This is a genomic window from Clostridium thermopalmarium DSM 5974, assembly GCF_002995795.1.
Classification (GTDB): domain Bacteria; phylum Bacillota; class Clostridia; order Clostridiales; family Clostridiaceae; genus Clostridium_H; species Clostridium_H thermopalmarium.
Genome location: NZ_PVXN01000053.1, coordinates 139,023 through 163,192, shown reverse-complemented (window position 1 = coordinate 163,192; position 24,170 = coordinate 139,023). Strand labels below are relative to the sequence as shown.

Genomic DNA, 24,170 nt, shown 5'->3' with positions numbered 1-24,170 from the left:
TTCTACCCCTCCTTTTTAAATATAATATCTTCATTAACATCAAAAGCATTAGCTATTGCCACTCTGCTGTTTTTCCTTGGATACACACTCCCACTCTCCCAATTCCAATAAACCTTTTGAGTAGTATTGCATTGTTTAGCAGCTTCGTTTTGAGTCCATCCTTTAATGGTCCTTAGAACTTGGATTTTTTTATTCCAAGAAATGTTATCCAATAAACTATTCATTTCCCCGACCTCCTTTTTACTTTGTTGCTGTTTATGAATATATATTACGTCAGTATGACGTAATACACAAACGTCATTTTGTCGTATTTTGCGTCATATTGACGTAAATAATTAAAACAACTCTTCTATCCTAGTTTTATTTATCAATTACTCAGTTTATTGACAAAAAGACGTAAAATACGTATAATAGACGTATGTTATCAATAATAGTAATTTGAAAGAGGTTTAGAAATGGATAATTCATTATTAGGTTTAAAAATCAAACAGCTAAGAAGTGAATATAGTTTAAAGATAGGCAAAAAGTTCACCCAAAAGAACTTAGCTGATAAAATCGGAATATCTCGCTCATTTTTGGGAGATATAGAGAGCGGTCGTACCATACCGAACGAAGAAACTATAAAGAAGATAGCTAAAGCTATGGAGGTATCACCAGAATATTTATTAAGTGGTACAGTAGAAAAACACCCGGGAGAGCTTGAAGAATTAGACAAAGAATTAAAAGAATTATATCCAAAGATAAAAAAATTACCTAAAGAAGAACTGCAAAAAATATTAGACATAATAAAAAAAGCTGGGCTGTAAATGATAAAAACAGTATAAGAAATATACTGTTTTAAATAAATTATAAAGAAGGGATTTTTATGAAAGGAACCATACAAAAACACGTTGGTAAAGATGGGAAGGCAACATATAGTTATTTAGTATATGTTGGTGTAGATGAAAATGGAAAGAAGAAGTATAAAAGGAAGAGAGGTTTTAAAAAGAAAAAGGACTGCGAAGCTGCACTAGCCGAATTGATTACACAACTAGAAAAAGGTACATTAGTATCAAATGATAAAATGACAGTTAATGAGTATTTAAATTATTGGATGGAGACCTATCCTAAAAACCATTGCCAACCAAGCACCTATAAAAGATATGAATTTTTTGTAAATGACATAAATAGTTATTTAGGTCAATACAAGTTGTCTAAGTTAAACCCTATGTTAATCCAGAAATTTTATGAAGATTTGATGAATGACAAGAAAATTTCAAGTAATACAGTCTTAAAAACTCATAGAATGTTCCATTTAGCATTAAAACACGCACAGCAATGGCAGTTGATAAATGTAAACCCTTGTGATTTAGTTAGTCCACCTAAGGCTATAAAAACTGAAATGAAATATTGGCAGCCCGATGAAATAAACTTCTATCTAGACACCATAAATAAGGACGAAATACTTTATAAACCTACTTATTTAGCTGTTCATACTGGGTTAAGAGTAGGAGAATTATGTGCTTTACAATGGGAAGATGTTGATTTAATAAATGGAACTATTAAAGTGAATAAAACATTGCAAAGAGTAAACGGTAAATTAATATTAAAACAACCAAAAACTAAAAATTCAAGCCGCATAGTAACACTTTTAAGTAGCACTATAAAATTTCTAAAAGAATTAAAAAAAGAGGCAATGGAACGTAGATTGAAATATGGAGTGGAATTAGGTTATGTATTATGTTGGGAAGATGGTCGCCCTATGGATCCTCATTATGTGAGTCAAAAGTTTCCTAAGCTATTAGAAAAGTATAATTTACCTAAAATACGATTTCATGATTTAAGACATACTCATGCAACCTTATTATTGAAGTTAGGAACTAGCCCCAAAATAATATCTGAAAGATTAGGGCATAGCACTGTTAGTTTTACTTTAGACATTTATAGTCATGTTAATGTAGATATGCAAAGAGATGAAGTATCAAAAGCTGAAAACTTTTTATAGAAAAAACTGAGCTCTATTAGGAGACAAAGATACGAATAAAAAATTAGATATTTTAGAAAAGAATAAAAAATAGTGATTTTATTATGGTTTTGATTAGACAACCAAAAGACAACCAAAACACTAAAATCACTAAATAAAAAATTTGTTTAATAAAAGCCTGTGAACCACTAATTCACAGGCTTTACATCTGGCAGGGGCAGTAGGACTCGAACCCACAACCAATGGTTTTGGAGACCACTACTCTACCAATTGAGCTATACCCCTTCGTACGAAGTCTATTGTATCATGTATTTTTTAAATATGCAATACCTTTTTATCAATTTTTTATTGTTCTTTAAATCTATCTTATATTATTTAAAAACTACAAAAAATCAATAATTCATTATAACATAAGCTTATTATCCGTTTAAAATTATGGTATATCATGCTAAAATTATTCTGATATATTATATTGCACAGGAAAGAGGTATGATAATGGAAATAAGTTTGGACAAAACTGTAAGAGCTATGTCTATAGCACTTGATTTAATAGAGATAAGTTCCTTAGAGGATAAAAATATAATAGAAAGTGTATCAAATGTAAATTACTCCAACCATGAATTTACTCACCATTCTAATAGAACTGCTTATATATCTTTAAAGATAGGAAGTTCTCTCAATTTAAGTAAAGAAAATATGATGCGTTTATACTTATGTGCTCTTTTACATGATATAGGAGCTGCTAATAGCTTAAAGTCAAGCCATTCTCACAGTGATTTTATAAAAAACCATTGTATTAAAGGTTGTGAAATAATTAAGCCTTTTCCAATTTTAAACGGAATTTCCGAAATAATTTTGTATCATCATGAAAATTATAATGGGACTGGCCCCATGAATATAAAGGAAGATGAAATTCCAGTAGAAAGTCAGATAATACGAATTGCTGACTTAGTAGAATTATTATACGACGAGAAAATACCACCATATAAGCAGCAAAATCATATAACTAATTGGGTGATTTCTCATTCTGATACTATATTTTCCAAAGAAATAGTAGATTGTTTTTTAAAAGTTTCCTCTACAGATACTTTTTGGTTTGACCTTGAAAACATAGGCTTTATGAATTCCATATTAGATGAAATTTCTCCTAGCTTAGATATAACTTTGAGATTAGATCACTTTGAAACTATAGCATCTATTTTTTCAAATATAATTGACTCAAAGAGCAAATTCACAGCTCTTCACTCTAAGGAAATTGCAGATTTAGCTTTTAATGTATCAAAACACTTAGGATATTCTGATGAAAAGTGCAAAAAAATGAGAATTGCAGGTCTTCTCCATGATATAGGCAAGGTAGCTATTCCATCTAAAATACTAGACAAAAATGGCCCCCTTACTAAAGAAGAATTCTCTATAATAAAATCTCATGTATACTACACTTCAATGATATTGAGTAAAATAGATGGAATAAACGATATAACCGAATGGGCTTCAAGTCATCACGAAAAATTAAATGGAACAGGATACCCTAGAAAATTATCCTCAAAAGATTTGAGTGAAGAATCTAGAATTATGGCAGTCTGTGATATATATCAAGCTTTAACTGAAGACAGGCCTTATAGAAAAGGACTAAGCAAAGATAAAGCCTTTGCTATAATGGATGATATGGCTTCATCTAATCTTATATGTAATAAATCCTTATCTTATTTAAAAGAAGCTTTATAACAGTTATTTATAAAACTCTATCTTAATCAATTAGATAGAGTTTCTGTATGCTTTTATTTTTCTAGGTTTTAGTATACAATAACTAATGATATAAAAAGTTTCGATTTAGGAGTGAATAACTGTGGAATTTATAGTTGATAATGTAGATAAAACTATTGATATAGGTATGCAAATAGGAAAGTTAGCAAATAGTGGAGATATCATTTGTCTTATTGGAGATTTAGGAACAGGGAAAACCCACATCACAAAAGGGATTGCTAAGGGTCTCGGAATAGACGACCATATAACAAGTCCTACCTTTGGTATAGTAAATGAATATGAGGGTAGGCATAAATTATATCATTTTGATGTATATAGAGTTAATGATCCTGATGAAATAGAAGCTATAGGTTTTGATGAATACATATTTTCCGATGCTGTAAGCATCATTGAGTGGGCAAATTATATTGAAGAGTTGATTCCTCAAGAACATTTAACAATAATAATCGAAAAAATGCCTGAAATGGGTGATAACTATAGAAAAATAACTATTAAATGTTACGGAAATAGATATGAATATGCAAAGGAGATTAAAATATGAAAGTACTCAGTATAGATTCTTCTACAGCCAGTGCTACCTGCGCTGTTGTTGAAGATGGAAAATTACTTGGAGAGATTGTATTAAATGATAAAAAACAGCATTCTGTTATTTTAATGCCCATAATCGATTCTTTATTAAACAATCTAAAACTAAATATTAATGATATAGACGGTTTTGTAGTGTCCAGCGGTCCTGGTTCTTTTACAGGCCTTAGAATAGGTATGGCAACAGCAAAAGGTCTTGCTCAGGCCAATAATAAACCTTTTATAGGAGTTTCTTCATTAGATGCCCTTGCTTTTAATTTGGCTTATACCTCTGGATTAATATGTCCTATTTTAGATGCTCTAAGAGATAACGTATATACTGCACTGTACTCATTTAGTGATGGCAATTTAAAGAGAGTATCCGATTATATGGCTATTCACATAGATGAGCTTATATCTATTATAAAAGAAAACTCTCCTAGCAGCATAACATTTATAGGAGACGCTGTACCTAAATTTAAAGATAAATTAGAAGAAAACTTCCACAATGTTATCTTCGCTCCCGCTCATCTTAATTTAGCTAGAGCCTCATCTTTAGGAGAATTAGGCCTTATTAAATTGAGAGAAGGTCATGAAGATGATTTATTAACCTTTTCTCCAATTTATATAAGAAAATCTCAAGCAGAAAGAGAATATGAAGAAAAAACAGGGGTTAGCGTAGATGGATAATTTAGTAGTTCATGAAATAGAAGAATGTGATTTAGAGGATGTTTTAGATATATATAATTTAAGTTTCACTCCATTCTGGAGCTTGGACTCCTTAAAAAATGAGATAAAAAATAAATTTTCGAAATATATTGTGGTAAAAAAAGAAAACAAAGTTATAGGTTTTGCTGCCCTATGGATTATATTAGATGAGATTAATATAATAAACATAGCTATTCACCCTAATTATAGAGGAATAGGTGCAAGTAATCTATTAATGGATGCCATAATAGATATTTGTAAAGAACATAAAATTCCTTCTATTACTCTTGAGGTTAGATCAAATAATATAGTTGCTCAAAATCTCTATAAAAAATACGGTTTCACAGAAGAAGGACTTCGTAAAAATTACTACGGAGAAGGACTTCATGCAATAATCATGTGGAAGAGAAACATACTATAAATTATATATAAAAAGGAAGTTGTCATGACAACTTCCTTTTTATATTATGCTGTTCTTCTTTTATCTTCTATAACCTCACTATGAAGTATAGGCGATACTCTCTTATATAAAGGCACAGTTACTGCAGATACTACTACTCCTTTTAACAAGTTAAATGGGAATATAGACCACATAACTAAGTCCTTTACAGTTTTTATATTAGGATTAACAGTTGCACCCATAGCTACAAAAGCATCTATTGGAGCCTTATAAACCTTAGCATATAAAGGCAATAATACTGTATAGTTTAATACTGCTGCTACTACTGACATTACAATTGAACCAACCACCAATCCTAGAATCGCAGTTTTCTTTGATTTGTTAGCTCTATATATAGTTCCTGCTGTTACTGCTAAAGTTGCGCCTACAGCAAAGTTAGCAAGTTCACCAACAAATCCTGTTTGAGTACCTTTAAAAACTATGTGTAATATATTTTTTAGTAATTCAATACCAATTCCTGCTGCTGGTCCTAAAGCAAAAGCACCAAATAGAGCTGGCAAGTCACTCAAATCAATCTTTAAAAAACTAGGAAAGATTGGTAGTGGTATTTCAAAGAACATAAGTATAAATGCCATTACTGATAATAATGAAATTTTAATGATTGTGTTTAATCCTTTTTGTCTCATGTAAATACCCCCCTATTTTTGTATCTTCAAGGGTATTGGCAGAAGTTAAATTAAAAATCCCTGACAATTTTAAAAATCGTCAGGGCAAAAAAACTTATTCATACTCTACCTTTACCTTCTTCCATCCAGACTTTACTGTCGGTCTTGGAATTCCACCAAGTCAGCCGTATAAAACTATACGGGTCGCGGACTATACCGCCGGTCGGGAATTTCACCCTGCCCTGAAGATATTTTATTATTTTATTGTTACGATTACATTATACCTATATCGCTTATAAAAATCAAGTTAAGTTTTTAACTTAGCGTTTAAACTTCTAAAAAAGATTCGTATATTCCTTACTTCTTCATGGTAAGAGAAATTCTCCCTCTCTTCTCATCAACTTCTAGCACTCGTACTTCTACAATGTCTCCTACTTTAACCACATCAAGAGGATGCTTTACAAATTTATCTGATAATTGGCTTATATGAACAAGACCATCTTGATGAACTCCTATATCTACAAATGCTCCAAAATCAGCCACATTTCTTACGGTACCTGTTAATAGCATTCCCGGTTCTAATTGATTTATATCAACTATTCCTTTTTTAAATATTGGCTTTGGAAGCTCTTCTCTTGGGTCACGTCCAGGCTTTTTAATCTCTTTTATTATATCTTGAAGAGTAGGAACTCCTATTTCTAACTTTCCAGCTAAAGTTTCTATTCCTACTTCCTTAACCTTATCATCTATATCTAAAAGTCTACCTTTTCTTACATCTTCCTCTGAATAGTTCAATAGTTTTAAAAGTTCCTTTGCCGCCTTATAAGATTCCGGATGAACAGCAGTATTGTCTAAAACTTCTTCACTTTCAGGAACTCTCAAAAATCCTGCACATTGCTCATAAGCCTTGGGTCCAAGTCTCTTTACCTTTAAGAGCTCCTTTCTATTTTTGAACTTTCCATTTTCTTCTCTATATTCTACAATGTTTTTTGCAATAGTTGAATTTATACCAGATATATATGATAGCAAAGATGGGGTTGCTATATTAAGATCAACTCCAACGCTATTTACTGCATCTTCTACTACTCCTCTTAGAGATTCATCCAATCTTTTTGGAGTTACATCATGCTGATATTGTCCTACTCCTATAGATTTAGGATCAATCTTTACAAGCTCTGCCATAGGATCTTGCAGTCTGCGCCCTATAGATATTGCTCCCCTTAAAGATACATTTATATCAGGATATTCCTTAGATGCAAGCTCTGAAGCTGAATAAACTGATGCTCCTGCTTCAGATACAACCACATAGAATAATTCCTTTCCACTTTCCTTCTTTACTTCATCAATGAGTCTTGCTAAAACTTCTTCTGACTCCCTACTTGCTGTACCATTTCCTAAGGATATTACATCCACATTATATTTATATACTAATTCTTTTAATATTTTTATTGAACCTTCTATATCATTCTGTGGTGCTGTAGCATAAACTGTTGCTGTATCTAAAAGCTTTCCTGTATCATCTAAAACGGCTATTTTACATCCGGTTCTAAATCCTGGGTCATATCCAAGAACGACCTTTCCTTTTATAGGAGCTTGAAGTAAAAGCGCTTTTAAATTAGCTTTAAATACTTCTATTGCTCCTTCTTCTCCTTTTTCTGTAAGTTCTGACCTTATCTCTCTTTCTATTGAAGGATAAATTAATCTCTTTAGAGAATCCTCTGCTGCTTCTAATATGTATTTATCTGTAATTTCATTACCTTTAACAACTTTTTTATTTATATATTCTATTATTTTATCCATATCGCTTGTAACTTTAACCGATAATATCTTTTCTTTTTCTCCTCTATTTATGGCAAGTATTCTATGTGAAGGTATTTTTGAAACAGCCTCTGAGTAATTATAATACATCTCATAAGGCGTTGGCTCTTCGCTGCTTCCGCTGCATTCAATCAATCCATTCTTTCTAACAAATTCTCTTATCCACTTTCTGTATTCAGCATCATCTGATATAACTTCAGCAATTATATCCTTAGCTCCACTTAAGACTTCTTCCACAGATATTACTTCTTTTTCCTCATTTATAAACTCTTTTGCATATTCCTCAATATCCCTTTTAAATTCTCCACTTAAAATAGCATCTGCAAGAGGCTGTAGGCCCTTATCTACTGCAATAGTAGCCCTTGTTCTTTTCTTTGGCTTGAAAGGTCTATATATATCCTCTACTTCAGTTAAAGTTTCCGCTTTTTCTATCTGAAGTTTTAATTCTTCTGTAATTTTACCCTGTTCTGTTATTATTCTTATTATATCTTCTTTTCTCTCTTCTAAATTTCTTAAATAGGCAAGTCTTTCAGCAAGACTTCTTAAAACTATGTCATCAAGGCCTCCTGTTTTTTCCTTTCTATATCTTGCTATAAAAGGAACAGTATTACCGTCATCTAAAAGTTGTACTACACTGTTTACTTGGTTTAATCCTATGTTAAACTCTTTAGCTAATCTGTCATTAATATTATTCATAGTATCCTCCATCTAAATTTTCCAACTGTATTTTAAAAAGTTAATACTTATATCTTTAAAAATATGTAATTTTCACATTTCAAATTTTACATTAATGATGTTAAAAAGTCCAATCTTTCATCATATATTATTTTTTCTATTCATAACTATATATATATTAATTTATAAGGAGTTTAAATATGAAAAAAATTATAGTGAGTTTTCTTTTCTCTATTTCTTTAATAGTCTTTTTTATCAGCTTAAAATTTTATATCACAGTGCATCCCTTTAATTCTCAAGAGGTTTTTAATACAATAAATTTTTTATGTTCTGATAACTTCAAGGGTAGACTTACTGGTACTCTGGAAAATAGGGAAGTTGAGGAATACATAAAGCTTAAGTTCATAGAAAATAACTTAAAGCCATTTATGGGAGAATATACTCAAACCTTTAAAGTTCAGTATCCAAAGAGGATAGAAGGTAATCCATATTTAACTGTATCTGATGATGATGGAAATATTATAAGGAAATTTGAATATGGTAAAGACTATAAAGAGGATATGTTAAATTTTAAAAGCAATAAATTTAGTTTTAATAAAAATAATCCTCAAATAAACTCCAAGGATAATGTCATACAAATTAAAGATAACCTAGACTATTTTTTAATCTACATACCTTCTAAAGAAGGATTAAATTTTAGAAGTTCTTTTATAAATTCATCTCACTGGAGCATGTGTATCATGGTAACAGAGCCTACACTTAAATATATAAAAAAGTATATTGATGATGGATATACCATTAATTGCTTTATTCCATTTACTGCAAAAGAAGCTTTAGCTAATAATGTTATGGGGTATATAGAAGGTAAAGATAAAGCTGCTGATCCTATTATACTTTCAGCACATTTTGATCATTTAGGCTCAGATCTTAACAATACCATATATAGGGGTGCTCTAGATAATGCTTCAGGTACTTCTTTTATGCTTGAAATGGCAAAATATATAAGTTCTTTAGGACAGCCAAAAAGGAGTATACTTTTTGTAGGATTCAACGCCGAGGAATTTGGTTGTATCGGTTCAACAGAATTTGTTAAGAAGTACAAAAATTATATTCAAAATAGCAAGGTTTTTAATTTTGATATGATAGGAAGCGATAATGGAGTTCCACTTTGTATAGTAGGCGGTCCTCAAGATACTACTAAAACTGCATTTTTAAGGTCAGTATCAGATACTTGCTCTGATGAAAAAATCTATTTTAATTATAAATTTGGAAGTGATAGCGATCATAAAGCCTTTAGGGAAAATAAAATAGATGCTGTAACCTTTTGCGACAATGACACATCCAGAATTCACACCCCTATGGATAAACCAGAATTTATAAGCACTACTGCCATAGATAGGTGTTTTAATGTGGTATCAAGAGAAGTAATAAAGTATGCTTTTGGAAATAATCTTCTTATTCTATATTATAAAGAAACTCTAATAGGATCATCCTTAGTAATACTAACCACTGTTATAGCATTTATTTATTCAAAAAGAAAAAAGAATTATAATCTTTCTAATTGATAATGCACAATTGATAATTGACAATGATATATTTAATCTCTCCCAAAATTTTAAATTCATTGTCAATTATCAATTTATTTTATAAGTTAAGAGCTTATTGTAATATCTTCTTAAGCTCTCCTAAAGTTTTTATTTCATAGGTTGGATGAAGTCCAGACTTTCCATTAAGACCTTTTGGATTAAACCAGCAGGTATCTATACCAAAATTAGCTCCACCCTTAATATCAGAATTTAAACTGTCGCCTACCATTAAAACAGTATCTTTATTTTTATGTCCTATTTTTTCAAGGGTATACTTAAATATTCCAGGGTTGGGTTTAGCCACCCCAGCTTCCTCTGATATAACAATAACGTGAAAATACTTTGCTATATTAGATTGCCTTATCCTAGCATTTTGAACCTTTAATAATCCATTAGTTATTAGAGCTAATTTGTATTTTCCTGAAAGCGCTTGTAATATCTCTTCAGCACCATCCAATAAAAAAGATGCCTCACATAAGGCATTTGTATATTTCTCATTTGCCTCTTTTGGATCTAATTTAAGGTCTAGTTTCTTAAACAATCTATTAAACCTTTCTAATTTTAATTCATTAGGAGATATTAATCCTTCCTCAAGCTCATGCCAAACTTGTCTATTAAACTTCCTATACTCCTTTAGGTGGTATTCCTTATCATAATTTATGCCTAACTCTTCCATCGCCTTTTCAAAAGCATATTTTTCTGCACTTTCAAAGTCTAACAAAGTTTCATCCGCATCAAAAATAATAAGTTCATACTTTTTCATCAATTACCTCCTTAATATATAAACTCCAATTTTTCACATTAAATATAATTATAAGACAATAACTATATTTCTTCTACTAGTTAAAACTTATTTAAAATTTTCTGTGATTATTATCACAGATTGTAACATAAGTTACTTATTTTTTCTTCACCATATTGTATAATTATGATACGCAATAGTATTTTATATTCCAAAGGAGAATTGATGTATGGATTCACCAAAATATGCAACATTACAAAAAGTAAGAAGTGAAGAAAGAACCTATGCTATAACCCCTAGAATACCAGGTGGATTTGTTTCACCGGAAACCTTAACAAAAATTGCAGAAGTAGCACAAAAATATGGGGGTACACTAAAAATAACATCAGGTCAGAGAATTGCTATTCTTGGTTTAAAAGCTGAAAACGTCAATAAAGCCTGGGAAGACTTAGGAATGGAGCCTGCTGTTCTTTCAACTTATTCCGTAAAAAATGTAGAAATATGCCCTGCGGCCTTTTGTAAAAGAGCTAAACAAAACTCTCTTAAATTAGGTATGATGATTGAAAAAGAATATTATGGTGCTAAAGCTCCCAATAGAACTAAGATAGGTGTAGCTGGATGTAAAAATGCCTGCGGAAGCATAAATGCCAAAGATATTGGTATTATAGCAGACAAACCTGGATACATTGTAGTTGTTGGTGGAAGTGCTGGCTTTAATCCAAGACTTCCTGACATAGTAGCTGAAGGGTTAAATGAAGATGAAGCTTTTGCTATGGTAAAAGTTATAATGGATTACTACAACGAAACTGCGGAGTTTGGAGAAAAGCTAGGATTGTTTATTGACAGAATAGGATTTAAAAAATTTAAAGAAGACGTTCTCAGCCGTTTTAAAGCAATCACTGACCAAAAGCCAGTAACTAATGACTAGCTTCTAGAAGTCGTTAATCTCTAATCTCTAGTCGCCAGTGATTCTATTTATAATATATTTTAGCGATTAGAGGTTAGTGATTAACGATTTGTATCTGTTTTAAATTTTACTTAATATCTTGTAATCTTTTAGCAAATTCCTCTCCAAATGCTTTGCATCTCTTTTCTTCTTCTTCACCGGGATACCATAATTCTTTTATACCTTCATTCAATATCTCAAAACCACCTTTTTGAAGCTCTTCATTGATTATTCTGGTGCATTCTCCACTCCAGCCATAACTTCCAAAAGAAGCTGCCTTTTTATTCTTAAATCCAAGACCTTTTATCATTTCTAAAATTCCTGCTACAGATGATAGAATTCCTTTATTTATTACAGATGAACCAACAAGTATAGCTTTTGACTTGAACACCTCAGTTATGATATCATTTTTATCTGATTTTGAAGAGTTAAATATTTTAATATTTACATCATTATCAGCTGACTTTATCCCTTCTCCAATCATTTCAGCCATTCTTCTTGTAGCATTCCACATAGTATCGTATATAATAGTAATCTGATTTTCTTGATAGCCCTTTGCCCATTCTAAATACTTATTAACAATTTGTAGTGGATTATCCCTCCATATTACTCCATGACTAGGGCATATCATATCTACTGGTAAATTCAATTTAAGTATTTCATTAATTTTTCTTTCAACAAGAGGGCTAAATGGAGTTAATATATTGGCATAATACTTTATTGCTTCATAATACAATTCACAATTATCAACACGATCATTATACATAAGCTCTGAAGCATAGTGCTGTCCGAAAGCATCATTACTAAATAGTATGTTTTCTCCAGTTAAGTATGTAAACATTGTATCTGGCCAATGAAGCATTTTAGCTTCTATAAATACTAATTTATTTTTTCCAATGTTTAGAGTATCTCCAGTTTTTACTTCAACAAAATTCCAATCTTCATGATAATGCCCTTTTAATAATTTAGCACCATTCTTTGTACAGTAGATTGGAACATCTGGTATCTCTTTCATTAACTCTGGAAGGGCTCCGCTGTGATCTGGCTCTGAATGATTCATAATTATATAATGGATTTTATTTAAATCAATTTCTGATTTTAAATTTTTAATAAACTCCTTAGAAAAAGGTGCCCATACTGTATCTATTAACACTGTTTTTTCATCATGTATTAAATAAGAATTATAGGAAGATCCTTTATGAGTTGAATATTCCTCTCCATGGAATCTTCTAAGTTCCCAATCTATTTTTCCTACCCATGTAACTTTATCATTAATTTTGAAACTCATCTCTATTCTCTCCTTTTAAATGAAATATTCCACCTTTCTTTAACTTTTGCTGAATTTTTATATTTTATTATGCATTTAAAAATTTATTTTCTGCAGCTTAGGTTATAAATAAAATTATGGTGATATCTATAAAATAATCCTAAGCGAAAAAATTTTTCTATTTTAAAGAAATAATCTTGCCTCGTCTATTGTTCCCTTTTCTGTGTATCTATATACAAATTTTTTACCACCTCAAACATATAAAACGAATTCTATCTTTATAAAATATATATCGAGGTGTTTTAAAAAATAAGGGAGCAGGACACAACTTTTAGAAAAGTTGTGTCCTGCCCCCTTAGTCCCTTCTATTTTTCATGCCAATAAATATTATCTGCAACTTCTGCTATTTCTGGAAGCTTAACATCCTTTAAAGCCCATTTCTTAAATTCCTGGAAACCAGTTCTATCAACTATATATCCTATATGCTCTTTTCCGCCTGGAGCATCCTTGTCTATATATTCATGGATATAGTCATAAGTGTTTAATATTATTTTAATTATGCTATCTTCATCTATCCATTTTATAAAATCTTTAGCTATTCTCGGATTTTTCTTACCTGTTCTACCCATTATAACAAGTTTATAGTATTTTTCTTTACTTCTTGTCCAAGCTCCAGTTGGGCATTTTCCTACACATTCACCACAGCCTATACACTTCTCATGATCTTTAACTACTTTGTAGTTTTCAAATCTTAAAGCTCCTGTGGCTCTCTTTTTACAGTTATTTACACAAGCTTGACAACCTATACATCTATAAGAATCATATTGAGGTTGTGTCATTCCAAGTACTCCAAAATCGTGCATTCTAGCTTTAATACAGTCATTAGGGCAACCTGTTACTGCAACCTTAACATGATAATCATTAGGAAATATTGCTTTTTCTATTCTTCTTGCAAGGGCTGTTGTGTTATAGTTTGCAAACGGACATACATTATTACCTATACAAGCTGCAACATTTCTTGTACCTGATGCAGCATATCCTGTATTAGGATCTTCCTGATTTATCTCTAAACCTTCTATAACGGGTTGAATTAATTCATTAACTTCCTTCATATACTTCATATCTATTCCAGGAATCTCAAATCCCTGTCTTGTTGTTATATGAACAGTTCCATTTCCGTATTTATCAGCAATTTCTTGTATTGTCGCAAAATGCTTAACTGGAAGGTGTCCACCTGGAACTCTAACTCTTAGAGCAGTTATTCCTCTGTGTTTTGTGACTCTAAAAGCATTTTTCTTTAAAGCTTTAGTATTTATATCTAAACTCATGCTGCTCCCCCCTAATCTATTAAATTCTTAGCCTTAGTATAGTTGAATACAGGTCCGTCTAAACAAATATATGTGTCATCTACCTTACAATGCCCACACTTGCCTACTCCGCAGCACATCTTTCTTTCATATGAAACAGTAATATTTTCTTCTTTGATTCCTCTTTTTATAAACTCTGGTATAGTGAACTTCATCATTATAGGAGGTCCTACTATCACTAATTGTGCTTCATCAGGATTTTCTATTGGCAAGCTATCAACATACTTAGTTATTAAGCCTACATTGCCTTCATAACCTTCATCAGCCTTATCTACTGTTAAAGTAACATCAATAGTCTTTTCCCATTTTTTTATATCTTCTTTAAATAATACATCCTTTGGAGATTTAAATCCTGTAAGCAGCTTAAAACTTTTCGCTTTTTCTGGATTCTCTACAAAATAATCTACTATTCCCTTAACGGGAGCAAGTCCTGTTCCACCAGCTGCAACTATTATTTCCTTACCTTCATATGAAGTAACATCAAATCCGTTTCCATAAGGTCCTCTTAAGAATAAAGTATCTCCTTCAAAGAATGTATGAATAACATCTGTTACCTTACCTACTCTTCTTATAGTTAAATCAATATATCCATCACCAATTCCGCATATTGAAATAGGAGCTTCACCATACTTTGGTATAGAAACCTCAAAGAATTGACCTGGCTTTGCCTCCCCCTTGTATTCCATTCTAAAAGTATATTCAATATCTGTATGAGGAGTTATGCTCAATATTTTAGATTTTATAGGCATGTATATATTATTCATTTATTCCACCTCTTTCATAGCATCATTTAATTTGTTCACACAATTTGAAAAAGAAATATATTCTGGACAAGCATCATCACATCTTCCACATCCTACACACATATGATATCCGTTTCTCTTTTTAAAGTCATAAACCTTATGCATTACTTTAAATCTCATTCTGTCACCTTTATCTTGACGGAAACCGTGTCCACCAGCCATAGTTGTGTATCCATCTACTTGACATGAGGCCCATACTCTTCTTCTCTCACCGTTCTTTGGATTATCCTTATAGAATATATCCTGCATAGTAAAGCATGTACACGTTGGACAGACGAAATTACATCTTCCGCAAGCTATGCACCTCTCGGAATACTCTTTCCACATTTTTGATTTAAAAATTCTTATATCTATATTTTCTGGTACATTTACTTTCACTTCATTTGACTCTACAAAGTCTGGAGTTACATCTGAGGTTTCTCCTTCAAATATAACTTGAAATTCATCACTTTTTATGTCCATAAATACATTTTCATCTTGAAGTTTTACATACATATCATACTCATCTGTTGTATTGCTTCCCATACTTACACAAAAGCAGTTTTCAAAGCTATTTTCACATCCCATAAGAACAAATTTAACCTTTTCACGTCTAGCTTTGTAATATGGGTCCTCAAAACCATTTCTTAAATAAATCTCATCTATTCTTTTTACTGCATGAATGTCACAGCTTCTTAAGAATATTAAAACACCTTTTTCTTCTTTTTTAGGCTCAATATATTCATCTTCTGTAAAATAAAATAAAGTTTCAGTTATTGGAAGTAAGACTTCTTTAGCTGAGAAGTTAGCCTTTTTTTGAAATTCTATATCTGTAATGCTGTTTATTTCCGCGTATCTAACTGTATCTGTATCCGAGAAAGTTCCCTTTCCTTCCATTAAAACTGGAGCATATATTTTATAATTTTTTTGCAGTTCTTTTATACATTTATCAAATTTTTCAACACTTAATTTTATACCCATAGCTCTACCACCTTTCTATTTATCCTTTGATATAAACCAATAAGCAAACCCAACGAAAAAAATTCCTCCAAGCATATTTCCCAAAGTTACTGCAACTAAATTATATACAAATCCTCCTAAGCTTACTGCCGCAGTGTGAGGTATCATTAAGCCTACTGATAGCAATGTCATATTTGCTATGCTGTGTTCAAAACCTGAAGTTATAAAAGCAAATAAGCATAAGAAAATCATAATAATCTTTGCTGTTTCTTCTTTTAACTTAAAAGAACACCATACTGCAAGACAAACAAGTATATTACATAAGATTCCTCTCATAAAAAGCTGAATAAATGGTGCTGACATTTTTGCAGCTGAGGTTTTTAGTATAAACTCTGCTGTAGAGTCAGATGCAAGTCCACTTAGAACGAATATTCCAGCTAATATCACAGAACCAATTAAGTTTCCTATATAACTGTAAGTCCAAATCTTCCATGCATCTTTCCATGAAGTCCTTTTTTGAAGAGCTCCTATAGACATTATCATATTATTTCCTGTAAACAGCTCAGCCCCAGCCATAAGCACAAGACTTAAAGCTATAGCAAAAGAAAGCCCCATTACTATTTTTGTTGAAGGGGATTGAGCTTTTGATAATAATCCTCCAATAGTAAATATAAGTAATATTCCAAATCCAACGTACATACCTGCTAAAGCTGATGAAAACAGGTATTTGCTTTTCCCCTTTTCTAATAAATTTCTTTTACCCTGCGCAGCATCTGAAATTTTGTTAATTGTTTCACTAAACATTTCATGGTTCTCCTTTCAGATAATTGTTATAATTTAATGATAAATTATAACAAAAAAAAGGTATGTGATTTTTATCACATACTTGTTATAAAAATCACATACTTTTTTTGTAAAACTATAGTTCTCTGTAATATTTAGCTAACTTTTCTGTGTTCACTATCATTTTTCTATCTCTATATTTTACCATGCCCTTTTCTTCTAAAACCTTTACCGCCCTTGATATAGTTTCCCTTGGAGAGCCTAGCATATCTGCTAAATAGGTTATAGTTATCTTTAAGTTTATTAAAGTTCCATCTTCTACTTCCACCCCATAATCTCGTGAAAGTTTCCACAACTTAGCTGCTACCTTTCTATCCATTTTTATAGGGACTGTATTTTTTAATTGCCTATATAATCTTCTTATTTTTTTAGCCATCATATCCAACATTTGCTTTGTTAAATCGAAATCCTTTTCCATTACATTTAAAAGCTCTTCCCTTTGAAAAGATATTATTTCTGAAGGCTCAAAAGCCTCACAACTTATAGAAGCTGATTTTCTATCAAGAATTACTTCATTTATAAACTGACCTTCGTCCAAAATATATATTACTTTTTTTTGACCTTCTTGATTGCTTCTATACATAGTCACTTTTCCTTTTAAAACTACATATATGTTATCTACATTATCTCTCTCTAAAAAAAGCTTTTCACCTTTCTTTAAGTTCAGTTTATATCCAATCCTCTCTAACTCTTGTAGAGTTGACTTTTGTAACTTCGAAAACATTGGGATACCTAATAAATCTTTCCCCGTTACTTTAATCATCCCTTAATTCCTTTCTTTGGTACCTTATAATAAATTTTATGTAATTATTATAACTGAACTATATTTCACATTTCAATATTAAATAAATTAACTCCTCTGTTTATTAAGTTTAATAAACAGAGGAGTTTAATTATTTAATCTTATCCCCTATATTGAGGTTCTTCTTGTTTTACAAAATCTAATCTTCCTTGAATTGCTTGTGCTACATTATCAACATCTGTAGCTAATTGCTTAAACATTTGCTTGGCCTCTTGGTTATCGGTATCTAATTCAAATGTTTTTAATTGCGCTGCTAGTCCCTTGGCACTAGCTAATGCTTGCTCTAACTTATTTCCTGTAGGCATTTAAAATTCCTCCTTTAATATTTTAATTGATTCAACAATAACTAGTTTGTCCTATTTGAATCATAATATAAGTAGCTCATTTATGTAATAACCCCCTTATAAGGAAAATTATTTTATAAATAATAAGTATTTTATTATATTTGTAACGTCTTATTTTCCAAAGCATAATATGGTATTGAGACAAGCTATTTTTACTAATCTCTCATTTTATCTACAGATTAGAAGGAGGGTTACTAAAAAATGAGAAAAAACGTGGATGTTATAACTTTAGTTTGCAGAGTTAATACAGGCTCTTGGGGATATGAACCTTTAAGCAGCTGGAATGACTGTAACTGTGATTATAATAACTCTGACTTCGATAATGACTGTGTTATAGTAGAATGTTGTTCTGATAGAAGAATACAGAGAGGATCTAGTTGTACACAAGCCATAGAAAGACTTCTTAACCTTGGATACAAATTAATTAATACAGTAACTTTAGATAGTGATTGTTGTGGACAAATTGTGTACACTTTTGCTAGATACTCTTACAATAGAGATGAATGTAATTCACAACAGCCTGAATACGACAATTGCTCACAAGAAGAATCTGAAACAAACACATGCTCTGGAAATTGCTAAACTAAAAAGAGAGTTTTAAATGAATGTAAAATTTATCATTCATCTAAAACTCCCTCATTAATTATCCCACTTCAGAAATTCTATTATAAATAAATCAATCTCTCCATCCATTACAGAATTTATATTTCCAATTTCTGCATTAGTCCTATGATCTTTTACCATGGTATAAGGTTGAAATACATAGGATCTTATTTGACTTCCCCATCCTATATCTTTTAAGTCCCCTGCAAGATCTTCTATTTTTTCCTTATGCATTCTTTCTTTAAGTTCTACTAACTTTGATTTTAGCATATTCATAGCGGTATCCTTATTTTGAAACTGGCTTCTTTCTCCTTGGCTTTGAACAACTATTCCTGTTGGAAGGTGAGTTATTCTTACAGCAGAATCAGTTTTATTAACATGTTGTCCTCCAGCTCCACCTGAACGATAAGTATCTATCCTTAAATCTTCAGGTCTTATTTCTATGTCCTGGCTTTCTGTGAGCTCCGGAAGAACTTCTACAGAAGCAAAAGATGTCTGCCTTTTACCATTAGCATTAAATGGAGAAATTCTAACCAATCGATGTATTCCTTTTTCTGACTTTAAATATCCATATGCAAATTCTCCAGTTACTTTTAAACTTACACTTTTAATTCCAGCTTCATCTCCAGGAATTAGGTCTAGGGTTTCAACTTTAAATCCCTTTTTCTCAGCCCATCTTGTATACATCCTAAGCAGCATTTGAGTCCAGTCTTGTGCATCAGTTCCACCTGCTCCTGAGTGTAAACTTAGTATAGCATTATTTCTATCATATTCTCCAGAAAGAAGGACCTGAATCTTAAAGTTTTCTATTATGTCCTGTATTTCTCTTACTTCTTTTTTAATCTCATCTATGGATGATTCATCTTCTTCATCAATGCTCATTTCTATAAAAAGTTCTAAATCCTCTAACCTTGATTTAGTATTAACATACTTATCTAACTTATCTTTCAATCCTTTAGCCTCTTGAGTTACCTCTTGAGCTCTATTTATATCGCCCCAAAAATTAGGCTCTTGCATTTGATTTTCAAGTTCTGAAACTCTTTTTTCTATTAAAGCTATGTCAAAGAGAAGCCCCCACTTCATCTAAGCTTATCTTTAATTCAGCAACTTTTGCCTTAAGTTCTTCTAGCTGAATTATCATAAAATCACCCTCTCTTAACTTAAATATAGTTTATGTTCTCTATTTATAAAAAATCCAGCAAAGCTGGATTTTTTAGTTTGATTTATCTTCCACAGCAATTTTTATATTTTTTCCCACTTCCACATGGGCAAGGGTCATTTCTTCCTATCTTTTCTTCTGCTCTCTTTACTGGCTTCTTTTTAAGTGAATCATCTCCGCTCATATTTGTTGAAGTTTCTTTAGCTACTCTTTCTCTTTCCGGAGCTTTTTCAACTTGGACATGGAATAGGTATTTAACAGTATCAACCTTTATACTGTTAATCATCTCATCAAACATTTCACTACCTTCAAATTGATATGCCTGAACAGGGTCTTGTTGTCTATAAGCTCTAAGTCCCATACCTTGTCTTAAGTGATCCATATTATCAATATGATCCATCCACTTAGTATCAACAACTCTTAAAAGAATAACTCTTTCTATCTCTCTCATCTGCTCTGAACCAATAGCTTCTTCTTTTTCGTCATACATTTGTTGAGCTATAGATAAAAGTTTTTCCTTTATCTCATCATCAGACATTACTTTAAGTTCATCTACAGTTACTTTTCCCTTTGGTAGATATATATCTTCTAAATATGCAATAAGCTTTGCGATGTCATCTTCAAGATTTTCATCAAGTCCTGTCATATGAGAATCTACAGCACTAAATATAACACTTTTTATCATTTCTTGAATATCTTCCTTTAGAGATTCTCCCTCTAGAACTTGTGCTCTTTGCTTGTAAATAACCTCTCTTTGTTGATTCATAACGTCATCATATTGTAGTACATTCTTTCTTATATCAAAGTTATTTCCTTCAACTTTCTTTTGAGCATTTTCTATTGCACTGGAAACCATCTTACTTTCTATAGCATCTTCATCGCTTAGCCCTAACTTTTCAACAATCCCTTGAAGTCTTTCTGACCCAAATATTCTCATTAAATCATCTTCCAATGATACATAGAATCTTGAAAAACCAGGGTCTCCTTGACGACCAGAACGTCCTCTTAGCTGATTGTCTATACGTCTTGATTCATGTCTTTCAGTACCTATTACTTTAAGTCCACCTAACTCTGCTACTCCTTCTCCAAGCTTAATATCAGTACCACGGCCTGCCATGTTTGTAGCTATAGTTACCATGCCTCTTTCACCAGCATGAGATACTATTTCAGCCTCCTGCTCATGATATTTAGCATTAAGAACTCTATGTGGAATTCCTCTTCTCTTTAACATATCTGAAAGAAGCTCAGACTTTTCTATACTTACTGTACCTACAAGAACTGGCTGTCCTGTCTTGTAAGTTTCCTCTATTTCCTTAACTATAGCTTTAAATTTAGCTTTTTCAGATTTATATACCACATCTGGAGCATCTATTCTTGCTATAGGTTTATGTGTAGGTATAACTATTACATCTAATCCATAAATCTCTCTAAATTCATTTTCTTCTGTTTGAGCCGTACCTGTCATACCTGAAAGTTTAGAATACATTCTAAAATAATTTTGGAATGTTATAGTTGCAAGAGTTTTTGATTCTTTTTGAATCTTAACTCCTTCTTTAGCTTCTATAGCCTGGTGAAGACCATCACTATATCTTCTACCCTCCATAAGTCTTCCTGTAAACTCATCAACAATTATGACTTCGTCATCTTTAACCATATAATCTCTATCACGTTTCATACTGTAATTAGCCTTCAACGCTTGAACTACATGGTGTTGAATATTCATATTTTCTGCATCAGCATAGTTTTCTATATGAAAGAACTTTTCTGCCTTTTCTATACCAGATTGAGTTAGAATAACAGAATTAGTCTTCTCATCTACTGTATAATCTTCTTCTTTTAAAGACTTAGCAAAAAAATCTGCTACTCTATAAAAGTCTGTAGATTTTTCTCCTTCACCAGAGATTATAAGAGGAGTTCTAGCCTCATCAATTAATATAGAGTCAACTTCGTCGACTATACAGAAATTCAACTTTCTCTGAACTCTTTCTTCTTTATATATAACCATATTGTCTCTTAAATAATCGAATCCAAATTCATTATTTGTTCCATATGTTATATCTGCATTATATGCTTCACGTCTTTGATTATTATCTAAATCGTGAATTATAACTCCAGTAGTAAGGCCTAAAAATCCATATAATTGACCCATTTGATCTCTGTCTCTTTTTGCAAGATAATCATTTACAGTAACTACATGAACTCCTTCGCCAGGTAAAGCATTTAGATAAGCTGGAAGAGTAGCAACTAAAGTTTTACCTTCTCCAGTTTTCATTTCTGCAATTCTTCCTTGGTGAAGAACTATTCCTCCCATAATCTGTTCTCTAAAATGCTTCATTCCAAGCACCCTAGAAGAAGCCTCTCTTACAACTGCAAAAGCTTCAGGAAGTATATCATCTAAGGTCTTGCCATTCTTTAGCATTTCCTTAAACTCAAAAGTTTTATTTCTTAATTCCTCATCACTTAACTTTTCAAAGTCTTTTTCATAAGACATAACTTTATTAACTATCGGAATAATCTTTTTTAGCTCCCTATCACTATATGTACCGAATATTTTATCAAATAATCCCATTTATCTTCATCCTCACTAATCGTATTTTTACTATACTTATTGATTATAACACCTAATTTAACCTGGTTCAACATTATGCTATGTAAATAATTTTTCACATATAATGTCTATATAAATTCTTCTCATGACTCATACTATGCTATAGATAATTTTATTTAGAAACATATTAATATTTATTAACAAATGAAAAAGGAGGAAAATCCTCCTTTTCTTAAAATTCTGGTTCTATAAGTCCATATTGGCCATCTTTTCTTTTATATAACACATTAACTTCATCTGTATTTGCATTTTTATATACAAAGAAGCTATGTCCTAAAAGCTCCATTTGAAGAACCGCCTCTTCATGACTCATTGGCTTTATTGCAAATCTTTTTGTTCTTACTATTTTAGATTCTATATCATCCTCATCATCAGGAACATACTCAGGTATAAACTGGAATCTTAAGCTATCTCCATACTTTCTTCTTTGTAATTTAGTTTTTTGTTTTCTTATTTGTCTTTCTAGTTTTTCTAACACTAAATCTATAGCTGCATACATATCTTCATTAGCCTCTTCTGCTCTTAATATAACTCCATTAACTGGTATTGTAACTTCAACTATTTGTCTATTTTTTTGAACACTTAAAGTTACATGTGCTTCTATATTGGGACTAAAATATTTTTCTAATTTAGATATTTTTCGTTCTACTGCCTCCCTCAATCCATCTGTTACCACAATATTTTTGCCGCTTACTGTTATGTTCATAAAGTCAGCCCCTTTCTTGTATATGCTTATGAAAATTTGTTTAGTATTATTTTTTTATTATATTGTATTACTTATTCTTAGTTATAACAAGCATTATATTAAGTAATTTACAGAAAATTAAATCAATTTACGCTATTTATATACATCCTTTCTTTATATACTTCTTATTTAGCCATTTAGTTTAATGAGGATAATTTATTTTATTTGTGATATAATAAAATTTAGGGAAATTATTTATTATCCCACTTGAAAGATATTTATATACTGCTCTTTGCACCTGTTAATATGTATACATTAGATGCCCCTTTCTCAATCATAAGTGTTGAACAATAAAAGGCTGTAGCACCTGTAGTTATAACATCATCTACTAATAATATATTTTTATTATTTATTTTATTTTCATTTGTAACTTCAAAGGCCCCCTCTAAATTTTTCCACCTTTCTTCTCCGTTTAATCCTATTTGATCCTTAGTATCTTTAAATTTCTTCAAGAATTCAACTACTCTACTGTTTGTCTTATGGGCAATTTTTTTAGCTAAATATTGACTTTGATTATATCCTCTTTTTTTCAAGGCAGATTTACTACAAGGAACATAAGTGACTATATCAAAATTCACCTTATGGATTTTAATTGTATTTAACATATATTCTGTTATTACATCTCCAGCCCTAAAATCACTTCTATACTTTAGCCTTGCTATTAATTCTTTTCCAAGTCCAGAATAATAAAAAGAACTGTAACAAGGTATACTATAATTCTGCCTTGTAATTTTAAAAAATTTATTACATATTCTTATTTCCGAACTACATTTTGCGCATAGTAAACCTCCATTTTTTACATATTCCCCACATACCATACATTCTTCAGGATTATATATCAAATCCAAAAAACACCCAA

Annotated in this window: 24 protein-coding genes, 1 tRNA gene and 1 riboswitch; of the genes, 9 read left to right on the top strand and 16 right to left on the bottom strand. The window is 31.2% G+C overall.

Features of this window, described 5'->3' with window-relative positions:
* Positions 1-2: 2 nt before the first annotated feature.
* Positions 3-224: a helix-turn-helix domain-containing protein gene (locus CPAL_RS09860; RefSeq protein ID WP_106024511.1), complete on the bottom strand. Its 222-nt coding sequence runs from the start codon at positions 222-224 to the stop codon at positions 3-5.
* Between the two features lie 231 nt (positions 225-455).
* Here CPAL_RS09860 and CPAL_RS09855 point away from each other — a divergent pair, with 231 nt between their 5' ends.
* Positions 456-806, top strand: coding sequence for a helix-turn-helix domain-containing protein (locus CPAL_RS09855; RefSeq protein WP_106024510.1), 351 nt, complete (start codon positions 456-458; stop codon positions 804-806).
* Between the two features lie 59 nt (positions 807-865).
* Complete coding sequence (locus CPAL_RS09850) at positions 866-1,984, top strand: tyrosine-type recombinase/integrase (RefSeq protein WP_106024509.1); 1,119 nt, start codon at positions 866-868, stop codon at positions 1,982-1,984.
* Positions 1,985-2,172: 188 nt separating this feature from the next.
* On the opposite strand, the gene CPAL_RS09845 is transcribed toward CPAL_RS09850, so the two are convergent.
* A tRNA-Trp gene (locus tag CPAL_RS09845) sits at positions 2,173-2,248 on the bottom strand.
* A 210-nt stretch (positions 2,249-2,458) separates the two neighbouring features.
* Here CPAL_RS09845 and CPAL_RS09840 point away from each other — a divergent pair.
* The 4 genes from CPAL_RS09840 to rimI all read left to right on the top strand — a co-directional run bounded on the left by CPAL_RS09840 (position 2,459) and on the right by rimI (position 5,420).
* A complete protein-coding gene (locus CPAL_RS09840) occupies positions 2,459-3,688 on the top strand; it encodes an HD-GYP domain-containing protein (protein ID WP_061857962.1) in 1,230 nt (409 codons plus the stop codon).
* Positions 3,689-3,809: 121 nt separating this feature from the next.
* On the top strand, positions 3,810-4,268 hold the full coding sequence (gene tsaE, locus CPAL_RS09835) for a tRNA (adenosine(37)-N6)-threonylcarbamoyltransferase complex ATPase subunit type 1 TsaE (RefSeq protein ID WP_061857963.1): 459 nt from the start codon (positions 3,810-3,812) through the stop codon (positions 4,266-4,268).
* Positions 4,265-4,981 (top strand): tRNA (adenosine(37)-N6)-threonylcarbamoyltransferase complex dimerization subunit type 1 TsaB, encoded by a 717-nt coding sequence (tsaB, locus tag CPAL_RS09830; RefSeq protein ID WP_061857964.1) that lies wholly within the window; start codon positions 4,265-4,267, stop codon positions 4,979-4,981. The genes tsaE and tsaB overlap by 4 nt, the downstream gene beginning before the upstream one ends.
* On the top strand, positions 4,974-5,420 hold the full coding sequence (rimI, locus tag CPAL_RS09825; RefSeq protein WP_061857965.1) for a ribosomal protein S18-alanine N-acetyltransferase: 447 nt from the start codon (positions 4,974-4,976) through the stop codon (positions 5,418-5,420). The genes tsaB and rimI overlap by 8 nt, the downstream gene beginning before the upstream one ends.
* 44 nt (positions 5,421-5,464) lie before the next feature.
* On the opposite strand, the gene CPAL_RS09820 is transcribed toward rimI, so the two are convergent.
* The gene (locus tag CPAL_RS09820; protein ID WP_061857966.1) at positions 5,465-6,085 is read right to left on the bottom strand and encodes an ECF transporter S component; all 621 of its coding nucleotides are present in this window, start codon (positions 6,083-6,085) and stop codon (positions 5,465-5,467) included.
* A gap of 109 nt (positions 6,086-6,194) precedes the next feature.
* Positions 6,195-6,318, bottom strand: a riboswitch (FMN riboswitch).
* A gap of 103 nt (positions 6,319-6,421) precedes the next feature.
* Positions 6,422-8,578, bottom strand: a complete 2,157-nt coding sequence (locus tag CPAL_RS09815) for a Tex family protein (RefSeq protein WP_106024508.1) — start codon at positions 8,576-8,578, stop codon at positions 6,422-6,424.
* A 179-nt stretch (positions 8,579-8,757) separates the two neighbouring features.
* On the opposite strand from CPAL_RS09815, the gene CPAL_RS09810 reads away from it, so the two are divergent.
* A complete protein-coding gene (locus CPAL_RS09810) occupies positions 8,758-10,122 on the top strand; it encodes a M28 family metallopeptidase (RefSeq protein WP_061857968.1) in 1,365 nt (454 codons plus the stop codon).
* A gap of 94 nt (positions 10,123-10,216) precedes the next feature.
* Here the strand turns inward: CPAL_RS09810 and CPAL_RS09805 are convergent, their stop codons facing one another.
* Positions 10,217-10,906: a YjjG family noncanonical pyrimidine nucleotidase gene (locus CPAL_RS09805; protein ID WP_106024507.1), complete on the bottom strand. Its 690-nt coding sequence runs from the start codon at positions 10,904-10,906 to the stop codon at positions 10,217-10,219.
* A 208-nt stretch (positions 10,907-11,114) separates the two neighbouring features.
* On the opposite strand from CPAL_RS09805, the gene CPAL_RS09800 reads away from it, so the two are divergent.
* The gene (locus tag CPAL_RS09800; protein ID WP_106024506.1) at positions 11,115-11,813 is read left to right on the top strand and encodes a nitrite/sulfite reductase domain-containing protein; all 699 of its coding nucleotides are present in this window, start codon (positions 11,115-11,117) and stop codon (positions 11,811-11,813) included.
* Positions 11,814-11,919: 106 nt separating this feature from the next.
* Here CPAL_RS09800 and CPAL_RS09795 read toward each other — a convergent pair whose 3' ends face one another.
* The 7 genes from CPAL_RS09795 to CPAL_RS09765 all read right to left on the bottom strand — a co-directional run bounded on the left by CPAL_RS09795 (position 11,920) and on the right by CPAL_RS09765 (position 18,157).
* The gene (locus CPAL_RS09795) at positions 11,920-13,119 is read right to left on the bottom strand and encodes an anaerobic nitric oxide reductase flavorubredoxin (RefSeq protein ID WP_061857971.1); all 1,200 of its coding nucleotides are present in this window, start codon (positions 13,117-13,119) and stop codon (positions 11,920-11,922) included.
* Between the two features lie 344 nt (positions 13,120-13,463).
* Positions 13,464-14,426 carry a sulfite reductase subunit C gene (gene asrC, locus CPAL_RS09790; protein ID WP_106024505.1) on the bottom strand — a complete coding sequence of 321 codons (963 nt, stop codon included), beginning with the start codon at positions 14,424-14,426 and terminating at the stop codon, positions 13,464-13,466.
* Positions 14,427-14,437: 11 nt separating this feature from the next.
* Positions 14,438-15,229 (bottom strand): anaerobic sulfite reductase subunit AsrB, encoded by a 792-nt coding sequence (asrB, locus tag CPAL_RS09785; protein ID WP_061857973.1) that lies wholly within the window; start codon positions 15,227-15,229, stop codon positions 14,438-14,440.
* Positions 15,230-16,228 (bottom strand): anaerobic sulfite reductase subunit AsrA, encoded by a 999-nt coding sequence (gene asrA / locus CPAL_RS09780; protein WP_106024504.1) that lies wholly within the window; start codon positions 16,226-16,228, stop codon positions 15,230-15,232. It abuts the gene before it with no gap.
* Between the two features lie 15 nt (positions 16,229-16,243).
* Positions 16,244-17,011 (bottom strand): formate/nitrite transporter family protein, encoded by a 768-nt coding sequence (locus CPAL_RS09775; RefSeq protein ID WP_106024503.1) that lies wholly within the window; start codon positions 17,009-17,011, stop codon positions 16,244-16,246.
* Between the two features lie 115 nt (positions 17,012-17,126).
* On the bottom strand, positions 17,127-17,813 hold the full coding sequence (locus tag CPAL_RS09770) for a Crp/Fnr family transcriptional regulator (RefSeq protein ID WP_061857976.1): 687 nt from the start codon (positions 17,811-17,813) through the stop codon (positions 17,127-17,129).
* Between the two features lie 140 nt (positions 17,814-17,953).
* The gene (locus CPAL_RS09765) at positions 17,954-18,157 is read right to left on the bottom strand and encodes a DUF1657 domain-containing protein (protein ID WP_061857977.1); all 204 of its coding nucleotides are present in this window, start codon (positions 18,155-18,157) and stop codon (positions 17,954-17,956) included.
* 240 nt (positions 18,158-18,397) lie between these two features.
* Here CPAL_RS09765 and CPAL_RS09760 point away from each other — a divergent pair, with 240 nt between their 5' ends.
* The gene (locus tag CPAL_RS09760) at positions 18,398-18,778 is read left to right on the top strand and encodes a hypothetical protein (RefSeq protein WP_061857978.1); all 381 of its coding nucleotides are present in this window, start codon (positions 18,398-18,400) and stop codon (positions 18,776-18,778) included.
* Between the two features lie 57 nt (positions 18,779-18,835).
* Here CPAL_RS09760 and prfB read toward each other — a convergent pair.
* From prfB to CPAL_RS09740, 4 genes are all read right to left on the bottom strand, one after another.
* Positions 18,836-19,940 (bottom strand): peptide chain release factor 2 gene (gene prfB / locus CPAL_RS09755; protein WP_106024502.1). Its coding sequence is split into 2 segments (ribosomal slippage): positions 18,836-19,861 and positions 19,863-19,940, totalling 1,104 coding nucleotides; the frame shifts between segments, so codons are not numbered across the junction.
* 82 nt (positions 19,941-20,022) lie between these two features.
* A complete protein-coding gene (secA, locus tag CPAL_RS09750) occupies positions 20,023-22,527 on the bottom strand; it encodes a preprotein translocase subunit SecA (protein ID WP_061857979.1) in 2,505 nt (834 codons plus the stop codon).
* Positions 22,528-22,738: 211 nt separating this feature from the next.
* Positions 22,739-23,272: a ribosome hibernation-promoting factor, HPF/YfiA family gene (gene hpf / locus CPAL_RS09745; RefSeq protein WP_061857980.1), complete on the bottom strand. Its 534-nt coding sequence runs from the start codon at positions 23,270-23,272 to the stop codon at positions 22,739-22,741.
* Between the two features lie 257 nt (positions 23,273-23,529).
* Positions 23,530-24,159, bottom strand: a complete 630-nt coding sequence (locus CPAL_RS09740) for a ComF family protein (RefSeq protein WP_242862617.1) — start codon at positions 24,157-24,159, stop codon at positions 23,530-23,532.
* Positions 24,160-24,170 lie beyond the last annotated feature (11 nt).